A 21,559-nucleotide genomic window follows, 5' to 3' on the forward strand; every position below is an offset into this window, starting at 1 on the left:
TCGGCAGCCTTAATCGGCAGCCTTGCCGGTGTCATCTAGCGCGAGCCCAGCACGGTCCAGATCAGGACGAGGGCCGCTGCGAGCAACACGGACATGACGAGGCGGTGAGCGAATCGGTTCATTGCCGCTCCTGCCAGACTCGCTCACCACCAAAGTCTGAGATCGATCGTCGCCCGCATCCGTGCTGGCGTGCGCCGATGCATGTCGGTTCGTCTGCACGATTGCGCACATGGCTGCGACCGGTCACGCGCGCGGCAGGTCGCCGCATGGCTATGTTCATGATTAGTAAGAACTTCATGCTACCGATGCGAGCAATAACAACCATTTCGTAGAGGCTGCGATGAAGTTGCTGAGCCACCTGAAGATCCGCACCAAGCTTGCCAGCATGGTCTGCCTTGCGGCTCTCACAGTCACGGCCATCATCGCGGTCTCGGGCTTCCTCAGCAAGAGCCGCATGATGGAGGACCGGGTCCAGCAGATGAAAACCGCGGTCGACATGCTCTACAGCCTGGCCCAGTCGGTTCAGGACGACGTCACCGCCGGCAAACTGACGCAGGCCGAGGCCAAGGCCCAGTTTCATATTCGCGGTCGCCAGATGAACTTCAATGCCGGCCAAGGCTACCCGGTCGTCTACAACGCCGACACATCCATCCTCGTGAACGGCGCCAACCAGAAGCTCGAGGGCAAGATCACCGGCGCGATCGACGCCAACGGCGTCCTCATCGCCGACGCGATCATCAAGGCCGGCGACCTGTCCGCGCAGGGCGGCGTGACGTCCTACCTTTATCCCCGCCCCGGTCAGACCGAAGCCGTCCGCAAGACCGTGTTCGCCCGCAAGTTCGCGCCCTGGAACGCGACCATCAGCTACGGCCTCTATGTCGACGATATCGACGCCGACGTGCGCGCGATCACGCTCGAACTCGCCGCGGTCGGCCTTGGCCTGATGCTGCTGATGGCCACGCTGTCCTGGCTGATTGCCCGTGACGTGCTGAGCGCGCTCGATCGCCAGAAGACCCGCATGCAGGAGATCGCCGAGGGCGCCATCGACAAGCCGGTCGAGGAGACCGATCGCGGCGACGAGATCGGCCGCATGGCCGAGACGCTCGAAGTGCTGCGCCAGACCGCTTTGACCGCGCGCATGCTCGAGGCCGAGCAGGTCGCCACCAAGACCCGCAGCGAGCAGGAAAAGCGCGACGCGCTGATCTCGCTCGCCGACCGCTTCGACGCTTCCGTCGGCCAGCTCGTCGGCCTGATGGCCTCGGGCTCCGGCGAGCTGGAGACCACCGCCAAGTCGATGTCATCCACGGCTGAAGGCACCAACCGCCGCGCCGCCGTGGTCGGCTCGGCCGCCACCGAAGCCAGCCAGCGCGTCCAGACGGTCGCCGCGGCCGCCGAAGAGCTGTCCTCCTCCATCACCGAGATCAGCCGCCAGGTCGCGCAATCCGCGGAAGTCACCGGCCGCGCCGTGGACAGCGCGCGCCGCACCGACACCATCGTCCGCGCGCTGTCGGACGGTGCCCAGCAGATCGAGCACGTCGCCGAGCTGATCTCCAGCATCGCGGCGCAGACCAATCTGCTCGCGCTCAACGCCACCATCGAGGCGGCCCGTGCCGGTGAAGCCGGCCGCGGCTTTGCCGTCGTCGCCTCCGAGGTGAAGTCGCTCGCGAGCCAGACCGCGGAAGCCACCCGTGAGATCGGCGACAAGATCGCCCAGATCCAGGGCGCGACCAAGGAGGCCGTGGACGCGATCGGCGGCATCACCGCCACCATCGAGGAAGTCAGCCGCATCGCCGCCTCGATCGGCGCCGCCATCGAAGAGCAAGGCGCCGCCACCGCCGAGATCGCCCGCAGCGTCTCGCAGACCGCGGAGGCGACCAAGGAGGTCACCACCAATATCGGCGGCGTCAGCACGGCGGCGAACGAGACCGGCAACGCCGCCGGCATGGTGCTCGCGGCCGCCTCGAACCTCTCCAAGCAGGCCGAGCAGCTCTCCGGCGAAGTCGGCACCTTCCTGGCCGGCGTGCGCGCGGCGTAAGCTTCGCCTGCTCTAAATCCCTCGACAGGTGTCATGGCCGGACTTGTCCCGGCCATCCACGTTCTCCGCGCTTACAGAAAGAACGTGGATGCCCGGGACAAGCCCGGGCATGACGGCATCTTCAGTCCAGCCTCTACCGCCTTGCGAGGCTGCAGCCGCTCGAGAGCTTGCTCGCCGATCCGGTCGAGCCGTCGCTCGACTGCGACGGGAATTCCTCGAACGGCGAGTTCTGCTTGCCGGTGTTGAACTCGAAGATCTTGCGGAACAGGCCGGGCGCCATCGCCGAGATCGGGTTGACGCGCATGACGGGCGCGGCGGGCGTGCCGACGACCTCGTAGGTCACGCCGATCAGTCCCTCATTGTTGCCGCCGCCGAGGAAGATTCCGAACAACGGGATCTGGCCGAAGATGTTGTTGACGCCGTACATCGGCACGAAGGTGCCGCTCATGCAGACCTGGTTGCCGGGATAGTCGATCGAGCCCTCGATCGTAGCGCCGATCATCGGCCCCTTGACCACGCCGTCGCGAACGGTCAGCGCGCCGTTCTGCCGGGTGAACTCGGCGCGCAACGCGCTGAAAGAGACGCCGCTGCCGGTCCCGTTGGGAGCGCCGGCGGCGACGCGTTCGAGCTGCGCCTCGCCCTTCACCGTGAAGTCCCGCACGTTGATGAGGCCCTCGCGCGACGTGTTCGGCTCGGATGTCGGAGGCTCCATCGCCACCACCATCTGGCCGCCGACCGCCTTGGTGTAGGTGTCGGTGAAGCGCAGCAGCGCGCCGGCGTCGTTGGTCTGGAGGTAGATCACCTCGCGGCTGCCCTGGGCGCGGCCGCCGCGCAGATCGGCTGCCACCGGCGTGTCGCGGCCGATCTTGCCGCTCAGGGTGAAGGCCTTGATGGAGCCGCTGCGTTTCGACATCTTGGCATCGACGCTGCGCATTGCCTCGCCATTGAACCCCGCGACGGCACCGAGCTTTACGTCGATGTCGAAATCGACGTTCTTCATCTTGCTCTTGGCATCGTCCTTCGAATTGCCTGAGATCGCCGACTTCAGGAAGCCGCGGCCGTCGAACACGTCGCCGCGCATGGTGCCGCGCACCACTCCGTCCTGGCCGCGCTCAACCTTCAGCGACGTCTTGTCGCCATCGGACGGCGAATAGATCGGGAAATTCGCATTCATCAAATCGCCGTTCGGATCGATCTCGACCGAGCCCTTGATCGAGGCGCCGCCGCCTTCGATGACGATGTCCTCCAGGCGCGTCGATTGCGCGGTCGGCACCACCTTGAACGTCGCCTTGCTCGATTTGCCTGGCAGCTTGACCCAGCCGGGCAGAATGTTGTCGAGCTTCACCGAAGTCAGGTCGGCTTCGATGCCGAGCTTCGTCGTCTGGTCGGGCCCGCCGGCGATCTTGCCCGACAGCTTGATCGGCACCGATCCGCTCACGGCGGGACTGAGATCGAATCCCAGGCGCGCGCGACTGGCGTCGTCCAGCGTCGCCTGCAATTTGACGTCCGCATCGCCTTCGGCTGGCTTGCGATAGTCGAGCGAGGCCGCCTGGCCGTTGATCTTGACGTCGCCCTTGACCTGATAGCCCTGGTTGCTGGCCGATATCTTGAGGTTGTTGGCCTCCAGCTTCTGGTTCATCACCAGCTTGTCGGCTGAGAAGCCGTTGAGATCGGCGGTGACGGAATAGACGGTGTCGGCCTTGGTCAGCTCGCCTTTGACCGGCATGCCGAGCTGGATGTTCGCCGTGAACGTGCCCTTGCTGGTGTTGGGATCGACGACGGTCGACGACAGGTCGCTCAGCCGGTCGTTGGCAAGCATCTCAGCCGCCGCGGGCACGGGGCCGTCGACGCGAAACCTGGTCCGTGACGGCGACGGTTTGGGCGCCATGTCCGGCACCTCGAACACGAAGTCGGAGATCGTGACCTTGCGGCCCGCCGGCGTATCGGCGATGCCCTGGGCGATATTCACGGTCGCGGTGCGCCCTGTCACGCGCGCCTTCAGATCGGCGTCGTGCACCACAGGCATGCCATCGACGGGACGGACCGCGACGCCGCTCGCGACGATGTTGACCGACAGGCCGTCGTCGGGAATCGGCGGGCCCTTGCGCGGCAGGTTCTTGGTCGGTGAATTGACGCCGATCTCGATGCGCTGGAGCGTGCCGCGCTCGATCCGCTCGATCACCCATTCCCGTAATTCGGGAACGACGAGCGTCGGCCACATCCGCTTGAGCGCGGAGGCCGACATCGGCGTTCCCGCAAAGCCCAGCGTCAGCCGCGGCTCGCCCGAATAGTCGATGGCCCCCGTGCCGGCGACGCCGATCTCGCCATTGCTGATGTCGGCCTGCGTCAGCAGCATGCGCTTGTGGTCGGTGTCGAAGCGGAAGCCGATCGCGATGCGGTTGAAGACCAGTGGCGGCTCGTTGTCGATGCCGCCGAGCAGGATCGAGCCGCCGCTGAAACCGAGCTGCCAGTCGTTGACGGTGCCGTTGGGCGGCTCGAGATGGGCCAGCAGCGTCAGACGGTTCGCACCCGACAGGATCTTGAACGGTGCAACCAGCACCCGCCGATTGGCGTCCCACTCCACGTTGATCTCGGCGGAGTCGATCGCCATCGGATAGTCGGGTGTGTCGGTGTCGATGATGTTGCCCGCGCCGATTGCGACCTTGCCGCGGAAGAAGGTCGGCACGCCGTCGCGGCCGAGCTCGCCCTTGAGCTCTCCCGTCATCGGCAGGTCGGCCGTATAGGTGAGGTCCTTCACCCGCAACGCCAGCAGGATGTTGGCGGTGGAAACCTTGTCGGCGCGGATGTCGACCGAGCGCACACCGTTCTCGGCAGGGCCGATCGTGGCACGCAGCGACCAGGGACGTGCGCCCTCCTCGCCGAAGCTGAGCGTGACACCACCACGGGTCGGCCGGCGCAGGCTGAGCGTGATGTTCTCGAACGACCATTTGCTGCCGCGCTGCTGATCGTCGACGATCAGATTGCCGTTCTTCAGACCGATCTCGTTGAGGTTCTGTCCGTCGAGGCCGGTCATGCTCAGGCTGTCGAGCCAGTCGAGGCCCTGAAGAATTCCGCTCTGGGCCGTGGCCTGCGGGGCGGCTTGAGATGGATCCTGGCCCGCAGGTGCCGTCGCGAACGGCGGCGGCGGGACACCGTTGCGCGGGAATGTCGGCGGCAGGCCCGCATCCTTCTTGGACGCCACGCCGGTTGCGAGCGGTTTTGCGGTGTCGCCGGCCGAGACCGTGACGGTGCCGTCAGGCGCGATCCGGATCGCGAGCTCGGCGTCGACGAGATTGAGGCTTTCGGCACGCAGGTGCCCCATCAGCAGACCCGCACCCGACAGCTTCACCTCTGCCTTCGGCGCACTGGCAACGATGGCGCGGTCGCGGTCGCGCACGATGATGTCGCGGATGCGCACGGCGATGCGAACCCGCCCGACCCGCTCGATCTGGGTGCCGCCGACCTCGACCGTGTTGCCGTGGCCGATATTGTCCTCGATCGCGGCAGCGAGCCAGGGCGTCGCGATGTCGAGATTGATCGGCCCCGCGCCAAGCCGCCACCACAGCGCGCCGAAACAGCCGACGAAGATGACGAGCAGGGCCCCCACCACGATGGCCATCCGCTTCAGCCAGCGGCCTCCGCCGAGCCAGCGGCGCAACGAGCCGAATCCGTCACCAAAGCGATGAAAGCCTGAATTGGAACGCGACAACAGCCGCCGCGCCCGTCGGCGCGCCGCCGCTTCCTGATCCGGATCCCAGTCGGCGTCGTCCCATTCCTGCGGCTCCTGCTGGCCGCCGCGCCGATCGAAATCCCGATTGTAATCCTGGGGCGACGTATTCCTTGCCATTGCCTCTCGATACAGGCGCCCATCGTGGGATTGAGCGCCGCCGGGACCGCAGCCGTCGACGGGGATCGATGCTCCCCGCCCCGGCGTTGCCGCCATACCTCGAATATTCCTGCTGTTCGTCATTTCGCCCCGGGAGCGCGTTCAACGAGCAGTGGGGTGGTGCGTGGAATTCCTTGTAACCATACCCCGCTGCCGTCAGACTCGCCCAGCCGAGGGCGCGATTCCGACACAGCGGACGAGAGCTGCAATACCGCTTTGGTTGACCCGCCGAAAGCGACGAAAGGAAGGCGTATGTCCAAGAAATCCCGAAAGAAATCGTCCAAAACGCCCTCCGGCAGTCCGACAACTAAAAAGAAGGCCCCGAAAGCGCGGGCAACGACTCAAACAAAGTCCGCGAAAACACAGCGGACGCCGGCGAGCAAATCAACCGGGAGCATATCAAAATCAGGGTCACATGGGGCCGCATCGAAGCAGTTAAATTCCTCCAAATCGGCGGCCATGCCCGTGAAGGCCAAAGCGATGACTAAGTCCGCCCTGGCCGAGGGCCAGAAGGCCCCCGCCTTTCGCCTGCCCCGCGACGGCGGTGACGTGGTCACCCTGGCCGATTATGCCGGCCGCAAGCTCGTCCTGTTCTTCTATCCCCGCGCCGACACGCCCGGCTGCACCAGGGAGGCGATCGACTTCACACGGCTGGCCGACGCTTTTGCTGCTGCCGGTACCGCGGTGCTCGGCATCTCGGCCGATCCGTTAAGGGCCCAGGAGAAGTTCCGCGACAAGCACAAGCTGACCATTCCTCTCATTTCGGATGAGACGCACGAGATGTTGGAAGCGTATGGCGCCTGGGGCGAAAAATCCATGTACGGCAAGAGCTTCCTCGGGATTCTTCGGACCACGCTGCTGATCGGGACCGACGGCAAGGTGGCCAAGGTCTGGCGCAATGTACGGGTCGACGGCCACGCCGATCAGGTGCTGGAAGCGGCAAGAAGCCTTTAACCAGTCCGCTAGATTTGAGCGCTCCCATTTCCGGAAAATTAACCATGACCGGCCCAGATTGCTGCGGCAATTGAGCCGTAAGGAACCATTCCGACCGGCGCCGGAGTGCCGATGTCGAAAAGTTCTGCCCACTTCTCGCAGTACCCCCAACATCACCCGCACGACCATGGACGCGCCTTCCAGCGCCGTTCGGCTGCGGTCGTGGCAGCCGCGATTCCCCCTCCCGCGACCGACGACGCCTACACCATCGTGCATCACGGCAAGCAGGTCCGGCTCGGACCTGTCGTATTCTGGATCGTGGTCGGCACGGTCGTACTGCTCGGGCTCTGGTCGGCGGCGACCGCCACGTATTTTGCTTTCCGCGACGACGTCCTGACCCGGCTGATCGCCCGCCAGGCGGAGATGCAATACGCCTATGAGGACCGCATCACCGAGCTGCGCGCCAAGGTCGACCGTACCACCAGCCGCCAATTGCTCGACCAGGAGCAGTTCGACCAGAAGCTCGACCAGATCATGAAGCGCCAGACGGCGCTGGAGTCCCGGGCGACGGCGCTTGGCGCCATGCCCGACGTGACCGGGTCGATCCCACGCGCAACCCCGCAGCGCGGCGATTCGAGCCAGGGCGCGAATCAAGGCGCGACGCAGGGCACACCGAAGCCGTCACCGATCAGCGACACCGTGATCTTCGTCGCGCCCCCTGATCGCGAGGCGAGACTCGAATCGCGTGCGCCGGCCGTCATCGCGCCGCCGACCAACCAATTCGCCAAGAACCAGGGTTTCGACAACGTCCTGGTCCGGCTGACCACCTCGCTTGACCAGGTCGAGCGTCGCCAGATCGCGGCGCTCAGCGCCGTCGAGGAAGGCATGGATTCACGCATGCGCCGGATGCGCGGCGTCGTCAGCGATCTTGGCCTCAATCTCGCCAGCCTCGAAGCCGCCGTGCCGCGCTCCGCGATGGGCGGTCCTTTCGTCCCCGTCAAGCTGACGGCCAATGCCGGCCCGTTCGAGAAGCAGCTCTCTCGCATCAACACCACGCGCGCCGAGATGGATCGTCTCAATCGCACGCTGGCGCTGGTGCCCTACCGCAAGCCCGTCATCGGCGAAGTCGAATTCACCTCCGGATTCGGCGTGCGCAGCGATCCCTTCCTCGGCCGGCCTGCGATGCATACCGGTCTCGACTTCCGTGCCGCCACCGGCGATCCCGCGCGCGTCACCGCCAACGGCAAGGTCGTCTCGGCCGGCTGGTCCGGCGGCTATGGCCGCATGGTCGAGGTCGATCACGGCAACGGGCTCTCGACCCGCTACGGCCATCTCTCAGAGATCAACGTCAAGGTCGGCGAGATCGTGAAGCTCGGCCAGGTCATCGGCCTCGTCGGATCGACCGGCCGCTCCACCGGTCCGCATTTGCATTACGAAACCCGCATCGACGGCGAAGCGGTCGATCCGCAGAAATTCCTGCGCGCCGGCGTGCGCCTCAGCGCGGGCTAGGTATAAGGCCACAAGAGGCCGCCTCCCACTAGGAACGGAACCTCCGCAGGCGGCTTGAAGGACTCCATGGGCGCCCCCGGAGATCCTCACGATGGCAAAGACGACGAAATCACCTCGCGTATCCGCGAGGACGGCAACCATCCACGACCAGAAGCTGGAACGTGGCGAAGGTGGCGAGCTTCATCAAACCGCGGCCGGCAAAGCGAGCGTCCTCACCACGGCCCAGGGCGGCCCGGTGTCCGACGACCAGAACTCGCTAAAGGTCGGGCCCCGCGGGCCCACCCTGCTCGAAGATTTCCACTTTCGCGAGAAGATCTTCCACTTCGACCACGAACGCATCCCCGAGCGGGTCGTGCATGCGCGCGGCTACGCGGCGCATGGATTCTTCGAGACTTACAAATCGCTCGCCAAATACACCAAGGCCGACCTGTTTCAGCGCGCGGGCGAAAAGACACCCGCCTTCGTCCGGTTCTCAACCGTTGCCGGAAGCAAGGGCTCGGTCGACCTCGCCCGGGACGTGCGGGGCTTTGCGGTCAAGCTCTACACGCAGGAAGGTAATTGGGACATCGTCGGCAACAACATCCCGGTCTTCTTCATTCAGGACGCCATCAAGTTTCCCGACCTGGTCCACGCCGTGAAGGAAGAACCGGACTGCGCATTTCCCCAAGCCCAATCGGCGCATGACAATTTCTGGGACTTCATAAGCCTCACCCCCGAGAGCATGCACATGATCATGTGGGTGATGTCCGACCGCGCCATCCCACGCTCGTTCCGCTTCATGGAAGGGTTCGGCGTTCATACGTTCCGGCTCGTCAATGCCAAGAACGAATCCACCTTCGTCAAATTCCACTGGAAGCCGAAACTCGGCCTGCAATCGGTCGTGTGGAACGAGGCGGTCAAGATCAACGGCGCCGATCCCGACTTCCACCGTCGCGATCTATGGACCGCCATCAAGACCGGCAATTTCCCGGAATGGGAGCTGCAGCTCCAGCTGTTCGATCAGGACTTTGCCGACGCCTTCGAGTTCGACGTGCTCGATCCGACCAAGCTCATTCCCGAAGAAATCCTGCCGCCCGTTCCGGTCGGACGGCTGGTGCTCGACCGGATGCCGGACAATTTCTTCGCGGAGACCGAGCAGGTCGCCTTCATGACCCAGAACGTTCCGCCGGGCATCGACTTCTCCAACGATCCCCTGCTGCAGGGACGCAATTTCTCGTACCTCGACACGCAGCTGAAACGGCTGGGAAGCCCCAATTTCACGCACATCCGGATCAACGCCCCCAAATGCCCGTTCGCTCACTTCCAGCAGGACGGACACATGGCGATGCGCAATCCGGTCGGTCGCGTCAATTACCAGCCGAACTCCTTCGGCGAAGGCCCGAGAGAGTCGCCGCAGCGCGGCTTCACACCGTTCGCCGAGGTGGAGCAAGGCGCCAAGCGCCGCCTGCGTGCCGAAAGCTTCGCGGACCATTACAGCCAGGCCCGTCAGTTCTTCGTCAGTCAGACCGCGGGAGAGCAGTCGCACATTGCTGCAGCCCTGACGTTCGAGCTGAGCAAGGTGAAAACTCCGGCGATCCGGGAGCGCATGGTCTCGCATCTCCTCAATATCGACGAGACACTGGCGAGCAAGGTCGCAGACAAGCTCGGCCTGCAGAAGATGCCGAAACCTGCCGATGCAGCCGTGCCCACGCGTCAGGATCTCGATCCTTCCCCCGCCCTGAGCATCGTTGAAAACGGTCCGGAGCGCTTCGAGGGGCGCAAGCTGGGTATCCTCGTCACCGACGGTTCGGACGCAAGCCTCCTCAAGGCCCTCAAGGCCGCCCTCGACAAGGCCGGAGCGACCTTCGAGATCATCGCACCGAAGGTGACGGGCGCTGAAGCCAGCGACGGCAGCTGGATCGACGCCGATCAGATGATCGACGGAGGACCGTCGGTTCTCTACGACGCGGTGGTGCTTCTGCCTGCTGCAGATGCGATGAACGATCTGTTGCTGGAATCCTCGGCACGCGATTTCCTCGCCGACGCGTTCGCGCACTGCAAGTTCATCGGCTACGTCGATGCGGCGCTGCCGCTGTTCGAAAAAGCCGGCATTGCTTCCGAAGATTTCGATGAAGGCTGCATCGCGATCGCAAGCGCGAAAGAGGCCAAGTCGTTTGTCGACAGCCTCGCCAAATTGCGGGTCTGGGAGCGCGAGCCTCACGTCAAGATGCCCTGAGCAAGGAAGGCCGAGGCGCGCTCAGCGTGCGCCTCGGTTCTGCTCAGCGCCGGCCGCCCCCCATCCCACCGCCGGGACCTCCGAAGCCACCACCACCCATGCCGCCGCCGGGCCCCATCGGTCCGCCGGGCGAGCCCATGCCGCCCGGGCCTGACGGGCCGCTCGGGCCCGTCGGTGCCGGGCCGGGGCTTGCACCCGGGCTGGATCCGGGCGCAGGCGCGCCCGGTGCACCGGGCTGACCACCGGTCGGGTTTGGCGCGGTACGATTCGGATGCAGGATGGAGCCGCCGGGCGACCGGTTGGGACTGCCACCGCCGGACGGAGGTGCTCCCGACCTCTGGCCGATGGCCTGTGCCGAATCCACCTGGAAGCCGCGCGAGCGGTCGAACACACCGTTGACCACCATACGCGCTTCGCCGGCCGCCGGTCCGAAGCGCGAGCCGTCACGGGCGACGAAGCCGGAGCCGAGCTGGAGGTTCGCCCCGGCCCGCTGCACGTAAGCCTCGATCGACAGGCGGCTTGCGCCGACCAGATCCGAGAAATCGTCGATCCGCGTGCGCGCGGCCTGCATCGCGCCCTGGCTCGCGCTGCCCTCGACCTGGACGCGCTGGCCGACCAGCAAGGGATCGACGCCGTTCAGCCTCAGCCCGCCGATGCGCAGCCCGTCGGGCCCGCGCTCGACGAGCCCGGTGACACGCTCGGTTGCCTCGCGTCGCGGCTCGACCAGGCTTGCGACGATCACGCCGTCGCTGCGGCGCAGGCCGTAGACCGCCACCTGCGTGCCGGTACGGAGCTTGCTCTCCTTGTCGCTCGCGACGATCTTCTGGCCGAGCACGGTCAGCTCGTTGCCCTTCACGGATTCGACCGGACCTGCGACCTCGCTCGCAATCGCGATGTTGCGCGTGACGAGCGTGCCGTCGGCCCGGCGGGTCGCGACCACGCGTGCGAGCTGGCCGACCCGCAGAGCTTTGGGGCTCGCCGCTTCGCCATCGATCCGGACGGGGACATCACTGGCGTAGGTGATGCGCTCGCCGTTGACGTAGATGCTGCCGAAGCGCTGGATCACGCCGACGATGCCGGTGCCGCCGATGCCGTGGTCGTCACCGCGCGTGAGCCCGGTGCCGCCGATGCCCTGGTCGGTACCGCGCCCGACCTGCGCCCGCGTCATGGCCGTGCCGGCGAGCCAGAGGCCCGTCAGCAGCAGCCGGCGGGATATGAGCGGCGACCGGCTCATGAGGAACCACCTTCTTTGCCGCCCTCCCTGGACTCGCCCTCGTCGTCGGCATCTTCGCTGTAGATGTAGATACCGAAATTCCAGCGGGCCTCACCGCCCTTGTCCTTGGCGAGCGCGCGGTTGGCCTCGCGGTTGGCCGTCTTCAGCGCGTCCATCGCGAGCTCGCGCGAGCGCGCTTCGAGGCGGCGCGCGAGCTTCGGCGAGATGTTGTTGTAATGCACCGCGCGCTCGAGGAAGCGCGGCGCTGCGCCCGAGACGTTACGTTCGGCCGCAGCGATATGGTCGTGCAGATTGCGGCCGAGATAGTGCCACTTGCCGTCGTCCTCGCCTGATGGGACGAAGGCGGCCTCGACCAGCTCGATCTCGTCGGACGCGTTGATGGTGACGAGCTTGCGGTCGACCCATTCGTCGAGCACCGCGCGCGGGCGCACGTCCTTGGTGACGGAGGCGACGAGCTGCTCGAACGACGGCGCATCGCCCTCGGCCGTGCGCGGCAGGGCCAGCGGCTCGCCCTTCGCATCGGTGAACTCGGGCGCGGCGAGCCAGCGCGCGATCACGGCGCTCGTCAGCGACACCGCCGCCGGCGTCTCGTTCACGGGCGCGCCGGCGCCGCGCAGCCGCGCCACCTCCTTGCGATGGACGCCGGTGAGCAGGCTGACGCGGCTGTCGGTCTGCTCCTTGCCTTCCAGCGCGAAATCATGCTCGGCGACGTTGACGAACAGCTCGCGAAGCAGTTGCGCCAGCGCCGGAAAGGTCATGCCGCTGCGGATGCAGAGCCGCACGAGCGGGCGCAGCAGCCGCGCCAGCGGCGCGTGCAGCTTCGCGGCGGCATCCGGCTGCGCAGCCGCTGCTTTGGACCCGGACTTGGCGTTCATGTCTGAATTGTACCTGCGCCACACGTGGGACACAATCCCACATTTTCCCATTTTGCATTTGACGTGGTAAATTTTCCCACATATACGAGACGCCACTGAGGGGCGCGACGTAAAGGGACACACACCCATGGCTGACCGCTTGGTCCGCAATTCCAGCTCGCTACGTGCCGTGCCGGCTCCCGACCGGGGGCACGGCACAATCGAGCCGATCCTGCCGGCGCTGCTGCGCGGCGTGATCTTCCTCTCGGTGCTGGCCGCACCGTTCGTCGCAGCACTTCTCGCAGGCTGACGCCGCCATGCATCACAGCCAGGAAACCTTGCAGGAAGTCTTGCCCGAAATCCCGCGCCGCCCGTCGGTGCTCCACATCTTCAAGATCTATTATCCCGACCTGTTCGGCGGCACGCTGACGGTGATCCGCGACATCTGCGCCAGCCTGAAGGACGCCTTTGCCTCAGCCGTGCTGGTCTGCTCACAATCGGCCGAGCCGCGCGCGCTCGTCGTCAACGACGTGCCGGTCGAGCGCGTCCGCTCGTTCGGCAACCTGTTGTCGCTCCCCGCCGCCCCGACCTATCCGTGGCGGCTGTGGCGCAAAATCGCCGAGCACGATCTGCTCGCGCTCCACGCGCCCTTCCCGCTCGCCGATCTCGTTTTCGCGCTGGGATTCGGCGCCAAACGGCCGCTGGTGGTGCACTGGCACGCCGACATCGTCACCCATGCCGGCCTGCGCTGGTTCGTCGAACCGTTGATGCGGCGAACCCTGCGCCGGGCCAGGGCGATCATCGTGTCGGACCACGTCCTGGTCGAGACCACGCCGCTGCTGCGCGAATTCGACGACAAATGCCATGTCGTGCCGTTCGGCATCGACACCTCCGGTTACGACTGCCCGCAGATCGAGCCGAACCATGTCAACGACCGCGGCCGGCTCGTGCTCGCCTGCGGCCGGCTGGTGCCCTACAAGGGGTTCGACATGCTGATCCGCGCCGCCGTCAACCGCAAGTTCGAAGTCTGGATCATCGGAGAAGGCTCCGAACGAGCGCGGCTGGAGCAGTTGATCGGGGAGCTCGGTGTCGGCGATCGCGTCCGCCTGCTCGGTTCGGTCAGCGACGGCGAGCGCGTCAAGCTGATGTGCCTGTCCGACGTCTTCGTGATGTCGTCGGTGACCAACGCCGAGACCTTTGGTCTGGTCCAGCTCGAGGCCATGGCCGCCGGGCGCCCGGTCGTGAACACGGCACTCGATACGGCCGTGCCGCGCGTCGCCCGCCACGGCATGGAAGCCATCACCGTGCCGCCCGGCAATCCGGACATGCTCGGGGACGCCATCGACACCCTCATCCACGACCCCGAGCGCCGCCGGCGCATGGGATTGTCGGCCCGCACCCGCGCGCTCACCCGCTATTCCACCACGGCCTTCCGGGAAGGCATGGAAACCGTCTACCGCAACGCCGTCACCGCGCCCTGCAGGGAATCGGCAGCCGCGGCCGAGCCGCCGCAGGCGACGGGCTGGCAGGACAGCGTCCGGATCGCGGCCGCCTTGGCCTGGTCCGACATGCGGCACCGTTACGTGCGCTCGCTGCTCGGACCGTTCTGGATGTCGCTGCAGATGGCGATCGTGGTCGTCGTGCTGGGCTCGGTGATCGGCCAGATCTCGAACGCCGACATCCTGTCGCGGCTCCCCATGCTGGCGCTGTCGATGACGGCCTGGACCTTCCTCAACAGCGTGGTGCTGGACGCGACCACGGCGCTGCAGAACTCCGCGAGCCTGATCCGCGACCGGGCATTGCCGCCGGTGATCTTCCTGCTGCAATGCACGTTCCGCCAGGGACTGTTCGCGCTGCATAACGCCTGCGTGCCGCTGCTGCTGTGGCTCGTCCTGTCGCCCCACGACCTCTCTCACGCGCTGGCGGCGCTGCCCGGATTGCTGCTGTTCGTGGCCTGTACCTTCGCCCTGAGCCTCGTCCTTGGCGCGATGGCAACGCGCTATCGCGACCTCAAGCCGATCATCGAATCCACGCTGATGCTCGCCTTCCTCGCCTCGCCCGTGATCTGGTCAGCCGAAATGATCAACCACCGCGCGACGGTGATGCGGCTCAATCCCCTGACGCACCTGTTCGCGGTGTGGCGCGAGCCGCTTGCGGGCGGCCATGTCGACCCCACCAGCCTCGTCTACGTCCTCGTCACCCTGGCGCTGCTGATCTTTGCGAGCGTGCTGACGCTGGTTCACCTGCGCAAAGCCGCATTCTGGATCTGACCATGGTCTCGATCAGCCTGCGCAACGTCTGTCTCGACTATCCGCTCTACGGCGCCTACGACTTCTCGCTGAAGCGGCGGCTGCTCGGCCACCTGATCCGCGAGCCGGGCGAGATGCGGACCATCCGCGCCGTCGACAATGTCACGATCGAGGCCGAGCCCGGCGCCCGCATCGGGCTTGCCGGCCCCAACGGCTCCGGCAAGTCGACGCTGCTGCGTCTCATCGCCGGCGTGTACCCGCCGAGCAGCGGCCGTCTCGCCGTCAGGGGCAACATCGTGCCCCTGCTCGGCCTGAACGCCGGCGTTAACCTGGACTTCGTGGCGGAGGACAACATCGCGCTGCTGCTGCGGATCAGCGGCCGCAAGCCGACCCGCAGCGTGATCGACGAGATCTGGGCGTTCACCGAGCTCGAGACGCGGATGCAGCGGCTGCCCTTGCGGATGTTCTCCTCGGGAATGCTCATGCGGGTGCTGTTCGCCACCGCCACCGCCTTCCCGGCCGACATCCTCCTGCTCGACGAATGGCTCAGCGTCGTCGACGAGCATTTTGCCGAGAAGGCCGAGCGGCGGCTGCAACACCTCGTCGCGCAGGCGGCGATCGTGATCATCGCCTCGCACGACCAGCCGCTGCTGCGCCGCATCTGCTCCAGCATCATCAACCTCGATCACGGCCGCATCGCCTCGACCGTGACGGTCGAGCCGCCTGCCACGCACGCCTTCGAGCTCCGCGAGAAACGCGCATGAAACAGACCATCCTCGTCGTCTCCGAGGCGCTGGGCGAGCCCAACCACAAGCGCGGCATCTTCCACTTCACGCGCGAGCTGATGCGCTCGCTCGCGGCCGAGGGCCATGAGCTGACGCTGCTGGTCGAGACCTCGCGGCGCTATCGCAAGCTGCGCCGGCGCGAGCTGCGGACAAAGCTGTTTCCGTCGGAGGCGCGCAACATCGAGCTGCTCGCACTCTATCGTTTCCTTGACGAGATCAACATGGCCGAGCCGCTGGCGCGCAACGGCCTGCGGTGCACGCTCGACTGGTTGCGCCACAAGGCGGCCATGTCGGTATCGCCGGACTACGTCCTCTGCTTCCTGCGCGCCATCGGACTGCGCGGATTGAATGCCCGGCGGATCGAGAACAAGACCGGCGCGATCGAATACGTCCCGCCCGACCTGCGCCACCTCGAGCTGTTCCGCGAGTTCCAGCTCGAGCCCGGCTTCTACAGCTATCAGGATTCCTCCGCCTTCTTCCTGCTGCCGCCGCCGCGGGTCGACGCGCGCGACTACGACGTCATCGTGGTGGACACGCCGACGCGGGTCGCGATCCGGCGCAAACCGGGCGCCAAGGTGATCTGCGTGGTCCACGATCTGCTGCCGCTCACCGACCTCAAGCTCAGCGACGTCGCGACACGGCTGTTCCTGTCGCGCTTGTTCACCAGCCTGCGGCAGGCCGACGAGCTCGCCTTCGTCTCAAACTACAGCATGATGCGGTTCAGGGACCTGTTGCCGCAATTTGCCCACCTGCCGGCGCGGGTCGTGTATCCCCGCACCCGGTTCGACGCCCCGGATGTCCTGCACCTGCCAGCCCCGTCGGGGCGTCCGGGGCGGCCGAGCTTTGTCGTCATCGTCTCGAACGAACCGCGCAAGAACGTCGCCACCGTCATCCGCGCCTTCCGCGGCGTGCCGCAGGCCGACCTCGTCGTGATCGGCTATGCCGGCGAGATCAACCGGATGCGCAATCTGCCGCCGAACGTCCGCTTTGCCGGCTATGTCGACGAGCATGAGAAGGCCGCCCTCATTGCCGAAGCCCACGGGCTGATCATGCCGAGCTTCGCCGAAGGCTTTGGCGTGCCGATCATCGAGGCGCTGGCCGCGAATACGCCGGTGCTGTGCTCTGATATCGCGGTGTTCCGCGAGGTCGCGGGCGAACTTGCGGACTATTTCGACCCGTTCTCGACCGACTCGATCGCGGCCTCCGTCACCCGCGTGCTGGCGCGGCAGGAGGAGTGCCGCGGCAGGATCAAGGCGCGGCGCAGCGAGCTCGCCGCGCGCTTCGGCTACGAGAGCCAGGCCCGCGATTTCCTCGGACATGAGGTGCACAGCGACAGCCTCGCCGCCGCACAGCTGGCATCGTAGGGATGAACGCCGAATACGGACATGGCCGCCGGCCCGCCCTCGGCAATTCGGCCGCGCTGAAGGGGACCACCGATGGGCTCGCCGTCCTGATCGCGGCCTCGCTGCCCTGGTCGACCACGGCGCCGTCGATCCTCGTCGGCCTCTGGCTGCTGGCGGTGACGCCGACGATCGATTGGCGCGCCTACGGGCGGCAGCTCGCCCGGCCCGCGTTCGCGCTGCCCTTTGCCTTCCTGCTGCTCGCCCTCGTCGGGACGCTCTGGTCCGACGGTGCGTGGGCGGACCGGCTGTATGCGATCAAGCCGGTCGCCAAGCTCGTGCTGATCCCGGCGCTGCTCTACCATTTCAGCCGGTCGGAGCGCGGCCTATGGGTCTGCCTCGCCTTTCTCGGCTCCTGCGCGCTGCTTGCGGTCTATTCCTGGATCGTGTTGCTCGATCCCGCCTGGAAGATCACCACGACGGCGTCGGCGGGCGTTCCCGTCAAGAACTACATCGACCAGAGCCAGGAATTCACCCTCTGCGCCTTTGCGCTTGCGCTGCCCGCGCTGAATTTCTGGCGCGACAGACGCATGGTCGCCACGGCCGCGTGCCTGGCGCTGATCCTGCTGTTCGTCACCAACATGGTGTTCGTCGCATCCGCCCGCACGGCGCTGCTCTGCATCGCCGTGCTGCTCGCCCTGTTTGCCTGGAAGCACCTCAGTCAGCGGGCGGCACTGCTCCTGCTCGCGGGCGCTGTCGCCGCGAGCGCGCTGGCCTGGACGACGTCGCCCTATCTGCGCCAGCGCATCACCGACATCGCGGTCGAATATCACCGTGGCCATGAGGACCTCAGCCGCGCCTCGACCGCGCAGCGGCTGACCTATTGGCGCAAGGCGCTCCACGCCTTCACCGAGGCGCCCTTGATCGGCCATGGCACCGGCTCGATCAAGCGGCAGTTCGAGCGCGCCGCTACCAGCGGCAGCAGCCTCGATGCGGAGATCGTCAGCAATCCGCACAACCAGACCCTCAACGTCGCCATGCAATGGGGCCTGCTCGGAGTAGTCCTTCTCTATGCGATGTGGATTGCCCACCTTCGCCTGTTCATGGAAGGAGATGCCCTGGGCCAAGGTCTTGCCGCCTGGATCGGCCTCGTCGCCGTCGTTCAGAACATCGCGAGCTCGCTGCTGAACTCGCATCTGTTCGATTTCCACGAGGGGTGGATGTATGTGCTCTGCGTCGGCGTCGCCGGCGGCATGGTGCTGAAGACCAGGGCCGGCGCTGAATCCTGACTACTGGCTGCGCTCGTGGCCGACCTCGCCCGTGATGACGTCGCCGAACAGCTCCCAGGCCTGCCCGTTGAAGCGCATCAACTGCATCTGCTCGATCGGGAAGTAATCATCTGCCGATGTGTTCACCATGATGCCGGGCAGCATCAGATCGGTGTGGAAATTCTTCAGGCTGGTGGCCTGCTTCATCGCGTTCTCGCGCGTGAGGTTGTCGCCGCATTGCTTCAGCACCTGCGCCATCGCCTCGGCCTGCACATAGCCATACAGGTTGTTGGCATTGGCCTTGTCGCCATCGGGGTAATATTTGTCCATGAATTCGCGCCACTTCACCACGGCCGGGTCCTTGTCCCAGGTCGGATCGGTCGGGTCCTTGAGATACGCGGTCGAGATGATGTCTTTCGCATAGTCGAGCCCGGCGGGCTTCAGTACCGATGCGATCGACGTGGCCGTGTTGGCGAGGAAGAATTTCGGCTTCCAGCCGAGCTCGCCGACCTTCCGGATCGCCTGCGCCGAACCCTTTGGCGCGGCCCACGAGAAGAAGATGTCCGCGCCGGAATCGTGCAGGGCGACGATCTGCGAGTCGATCGAGGGATCGCTGACCTCGTAGGACTTGTCGGCGATGATCATGCCGGCCTTGTCGCCGAGACCGTCCTTCAGGCCCTTGAACTGGTCCTTCCCCGCGTCGTCATTTTGCCAGAGCACAGCGATCTTGCTATTCGGAAACTTGTCACGGATGTATTTCGCGTAGATCCGCCCCTCGCTCTGGTAGTTCGGCTGAAAGCCCATGGTCCACGGGAAGTTCTTGGGATCGCCGAACTTGGTGCCGCCGGAGGCGACGAACAGCTGCGGCACCTTCTTGGCGTTCATGTATTTCATGATCGCGGAGTTCGAGGGTGTGCCGAGCGGCTGGAAGATCAGCAGGACCTCATCGCTCTCGACCAGCTTGCGCGCCTGCTCGATCGCCTTCGGCGGCGAATAGGCATCGTCATAGCTGATGAAGGTGATCTTGCGGCCGTTGATGCCGCCCTGGTCGTTGATCATCCTGAAGAAGGCTGCCTCGGTCTTACCGATCACGCCATAGGACGAGGCCGGCCCGCTATAGGGCATGATGTTGCCGATCTTCACTTCAGTGTCGGTGGCGCCGGGGTCGTATTTCTTCTGCGCCGAGGCCGGTGTCGTGACGAGCACGCCGGCAGCAAGCATGGCGAGGGCAGCAAGGTTTTTGCGACGACCCGGCATCGTTCTCTCCCCTGTGTTTTGTAGTCTTGTTTTGTGGAGAGTGTCGCAAGCAGGATAGCGGCTGGCAAGCGCTACGATTTTCCGCGCGGTGAAACGGCGATCTGGAACTTATAGCGTGCGCCGCAGCAGATGCAGAATGCGCCCGTCGATCACCAGCAGCGCGCTGCCGATGACGATTGCGCCGATGACTTCCTGCACCGAAATCGCCTCACCGAGTACAAGCCAGCCGAGAAGGATGGACGTCACCGGAACGAGCAATGTCCCCAGCATGACATTCGTCCCACCCGAGCGCTGCAGCACCCTGAAGAAGATGATGTAGCCCAATGCCGTCGACAGACCGGCGAGGCCGAGCACGGCGAGCCAGGTCGCGATCCCCGGCATCGGAAGACGCCACGGCTGCTCCGTCGCGCCGGCGACGATCGCCATCATCAGCGTCGAGGCGATCAACTGAAAAGCTGCGGCGCCAAGCGGCGGCACGTTCTTGAGCAATCGCCGCGCGGCGAGCGCCGCAAAGCCATAGCTGAACGCACCGCCAAGTCCGAGCAGAATGCCGAGCCCCTGCCCCGGTCTGGTCTCGATGCCCCATCCGCGCAGGATGATCACGCCGAGAAGGCCGAGCGCCACGCCGGCGACGGGGCGCATCTGCAAGGCTTCCTCGCCTGCGGCGGCCATCACCATGACAGTAAACAGCGGCGTGGTCGCATTCAGGATCGACGCCAGTCCACTCGGAATGAAGGTCTGGCCGATCACGATCAACGAGAATGGAATGACGTTGTTGAGCAACCCGATCGTGACGAACGGTGTCCAGCCCGTCAGCCCCCTGGGAAAAGCGATCCCCCGCATGCGCAGGAGCGGCAGCAGGATGGCCGCGCCGAGCGCGACGCGCAGGAACACCAGTGTCAGCGGCGGCAATTCCCGCAGCGCCGCGCCGTTGAAGAAGAACGATCCGCCCCAGAGCACCGAGAGCACGGCGAGCAGCGACCAGTCTCGCGCGTCGATCCGGTTGTCGTTCGGGGACATGGGTTTCACCTCGGTGGCTGAGCTAGCCCAAGCCACCAGATAGCGCCACCCGATTTCCGGTGAAACGATAACTGCTCTGGCAGGTCGGCCTGTTAGGTCTTTTCGCGCTTGCGCGCATCGCCAACAATATCGGCGACGACCGCGCCGATCACCAGAGCGGCGCCAATCAGCGCATGCACCGCAGGTACCTCCCGAAAGGCTACCCACACCCAGAACGGCATCAGCGGCGTCTCCAGCGTCGCGATCAGGGAGGCCTGTCCCGAGGGCAGCAGGCGTGAGCCGAGCATGTAGAACGTCAGACCGAGCGCGACCTGAAGGCAGCCGAACATGGCAAGGATCGCAAGGCTGTTGCCGCCGACATGAGCGATGTCGCGGGCGAATGGAAGGCTGACGAGGCTGCCCAAAAAGTTCGACAGCGCCGCTGCCGCCACCATCGATGTCTCGCGATGGCGCCGGATCACCACCGTCATGGCGGAGATCGCGAGCACCATCAGGCAGCTCAGGGCCAGGCCGCCGATATCGGCGCCGGCCTGCACGCCGCCGACCGTGATGACCACTCCGGCAAAAGCCATCAGGCTCGCAATCAGCGTGCGCCATCTCGCGGCTTCACCGAGCCACAGCCACGCCAGTGCAGCCGCGACGAAGGGCTGGGTCGCGATCAGCACCGCGACGTTCATCACCTTGGTCATCTGAAGCGCGGGGATGAACGAGACCATGCCGATGGTCGACAACGAGGCGACGAGCAAGCCGTCGCGTCCCGGGGCAATCAATTGCCGCAACGCGCCTGGTCCCTGCATCAGGACGAGAAGCGCCGAGATCATGCTGCCGGCGAACACGCCGCGCCAGAACAGGATGGTCCAGGGATCGAACGGCAGCAACCGGGTGAAAAACGGCGCCGTGCTCCAGGCAACCGCGGCGGCGATGACGAGGGCAATGCCGAGACCGCGTTCCGAACGAGGCAGCCCCATGTGGAT

Annotated in this window: 15 protein-coding genes; 9 read left to right on the forward strand and 6 right to left on the reverse strand. The window is 65.7% G+C overall.

Annotation, left to right across the window (positions count from 1 at the left end; genetic code table 11):
- Window positions 1-340 precede the first annotated feature (340 nt).
- On the forward strand, window positions 341-2,035 hold the full coding sequence (locus F8237_RS00160) for a methyl-accepting chemotaxis protein (RefSeq protein WP_151641840.1): 1,695 nt from the start codon (window positions 341-343) through the stop codon (window positions 2,033-2,035).
- Window positions 2,036-2,168: 133 nt separating this feature from the next.
- Here F8237_RS00160 and F8237_RS00165 read toward each other — a convergent pair whose 3' ends face one another.
- The gene (locus tag F8237_RS00165; RefSeq protein ID WP_162005815.1) at window positions 2,169-5,978 is read right to left on the reverse strand and encodes a DUF3971 domain-containing protein; all 3,810 of its coding nucleotides are present in this window, start codon (window positions 5,976-5,978) and stop codon (window positions 2,169-2,171) included.
- Window positions 5,979-6,173: 195 nt separating this feature from the next.
- Between F8237_RS00165 and F8237_RS00170 the strand changes: the two genes are divergently transcribed.
- From F8237_RS00170 to katE, 3 genes are all read left to right on the forward strand, one after another.
- The gene (locus F8237_RS00170; protein ID WP_151641842.1) at window positions 6,174-6,875 is read left to right on the forward strand and encodes a peroxiredoxin; all 702 of its coding nucleotides are present in this window, start codon (window positions 6,174-6,176) and stop codon (window positions 6,873-6,875) included.
- A 111-nt stretch (window positions 6,876-6,986) separates the two neighbouring features.
- The gene (locus F8237_RS00175; RefSeq protein ID WP_201280170.1) at window positions 6,987-8,363 is read left to right on the forward strand and encodes a M23 family metallopeptidase; all 1,377 of its coding nucleotides are present in this window, start codon (window positions 6,987-6,989) and stop codon (window positions 8,361-8,363) included.
- Between the two features lie 91 nt (window positions 8,364-8,454).
- Window positions 8,455-10,578, forward strand: a complete 2,124-nt coding sequence (gene katE / locus F8237_RS00180; RefSeq protein WP_151641844.1) for a catalase — start codon at window positions 8,455-8,457, stop codon at window positions 10,576-10,578.
- Window positions 10,579-10,621: 43 nt separating this feature from the next.
- Here katE and F8237_RS00185 read toward each other — a convergent pair whose 3' ends face one another.
- On the reverse strand, window positions 10,622-11,812 hold the full coding sequence (locus tag F8237_RS00185; protein WP_151641845.1) for a DUF5666 domain-containing protein: 1,191 nt from the start codon (window positions 11,810-11,812) through the stop codon (window positions 10,622-10,624).
- Window positions 11,809-12,687 (reverse strand): DUF6502 family protein, encoded by an 879-nt coding sequence (locus F8237_RS00190; protein ID WP_162005816.1) that lies wholly within the window; start codon window positions 12,685-12,687, stop codon window positions 11,809-11,811. Before F8237_RS00190 ends, F8237_RS00185 begins: the two co-directional genes overlap by 4 nt.
- Before the next feature lie 127 nt (window positions 12,688-12,814).
- Between F8237_RS00190 and F8237_RS36180 the strand changes: the two genes are divergently transcribed.
- Genes F8237_RS36180 through F8237_RS00210 form a run of 5 tightly spaced genes read left to right on the forward strand, consistent with a single transcriptional unit; the run spans window position 12,815 to window position 18,329 of the window.
- Window positions 12,815-12,976: a hypothetical protein gene (locus F8237_RS36180; protein WP_167527452.1), complete on the forward strand. Its 162-nt coding sequence runs from the start codon at window positions 12,815-12,817 to the stop codon at window positions 12,974-12,976.
- Window positions 12,977-12,983: 7 nt separating this feature from the next.
- The gene (locus F8237_RS00195; protein ID WP_151641847.1) at window positions 12,984-14,936 is read left to right on the forward strand and encodes a glycosyltransferase; all 1,953 of its coding nucleotides are present in this window, start codon (window positions 12,984-12,986) and stop codon (window positions 14,934-14,936) included.
- A 2-nt stretch (window positions 14,937-14,938) separates the two neighbouring features.
- Window positions 14,939-15,679, forward strand: coding sequence for an ABC transporter ATP-binding protein (locus tag F8237_RS00200; protein ID WP_151641848.1), 741 nt, complete (start codon window positions 14,939-14,941; stop codon window positions 15,677-15,679).
- Window positions 15,676-17,064, forward strand: coding sequence for a glycosyltransferase family 4 protein (locus F8237_RS00205; protein WP_162005817.1), 1,389 nt, complete (start codon window positions 15,676-15,678; stop codon window positions 17,062-17,064). The genes F8237_RS00200 and F8237_RS00205 overlap by 4 nt, the downstream gene beginning before the upstream one ends.
- 2 nt (window positions 17,065-17,066) lie before the next feature.
- Window positions 17,067-18,329, forward strand: a complete 1,263-nt coding sequence (locus tag F8237_RS00210; protein WP_151641849.1) for an O-antigen ligase family protein — start codon at window positions 17,067-17,069, stop codon at window positions 18,327-18,329.
- On the opposite strand, the gene F8237_RS00215 is transcribed toward F8237_RS00210, so the two are convergent.
- From F8237_RS00215 to F8237_RS00225, 3 genes are all read right to left on the reverse strand, one after another.
- Window positions 18,330-19,565, reverse strand: coding sequence for an ABC transporter substrate-binding protein (locus F8237_RS00215; RefSeq protein WP_151641850.1), 1,236 nt, complete (start codon window positions 19,563-19,565; stop codon window positions 18,330-18,332).
- Between the two features lie 108 nt (window positions 19,566-19,673).
- The gene (locus F8237_RS00220) at window positions 19,674-20,585 is read right to left on the reverse strand and encodes a DMT family transporter (RefSeq protein ID WP_151641851.1); all 912 of its coding nucleotides are present in this window, start codon (window positions 20,583-20,585) and stop codon (window positions 19,674-19,676) included.
- Between the two features lie 92 nt (window positions 20,586-20,677).
- A complete protein-coding gene (locus F8237_RS00225; protein WP_151641852.1) occupies window positions 20,678-21,553 on the reverse strand; it encodes a DMT family transporter in 876 nt (291 codons plus the stop codon).
- Window positions 21,554-21,559: the final 6 nt, after the last annotated feature.

Origin of the sequence: Bradyrhizobium betae (genome assembly GCF_008932115.1) — a bacterium.
Taxonomy (GTDB): domain Bacteria; phylum Pseudomonadota; class Alphaproteobacteria; order Rhizobiales; family Xanthobacteraceae; genus Bradyrhizobium; species Bradyrhizobium betae.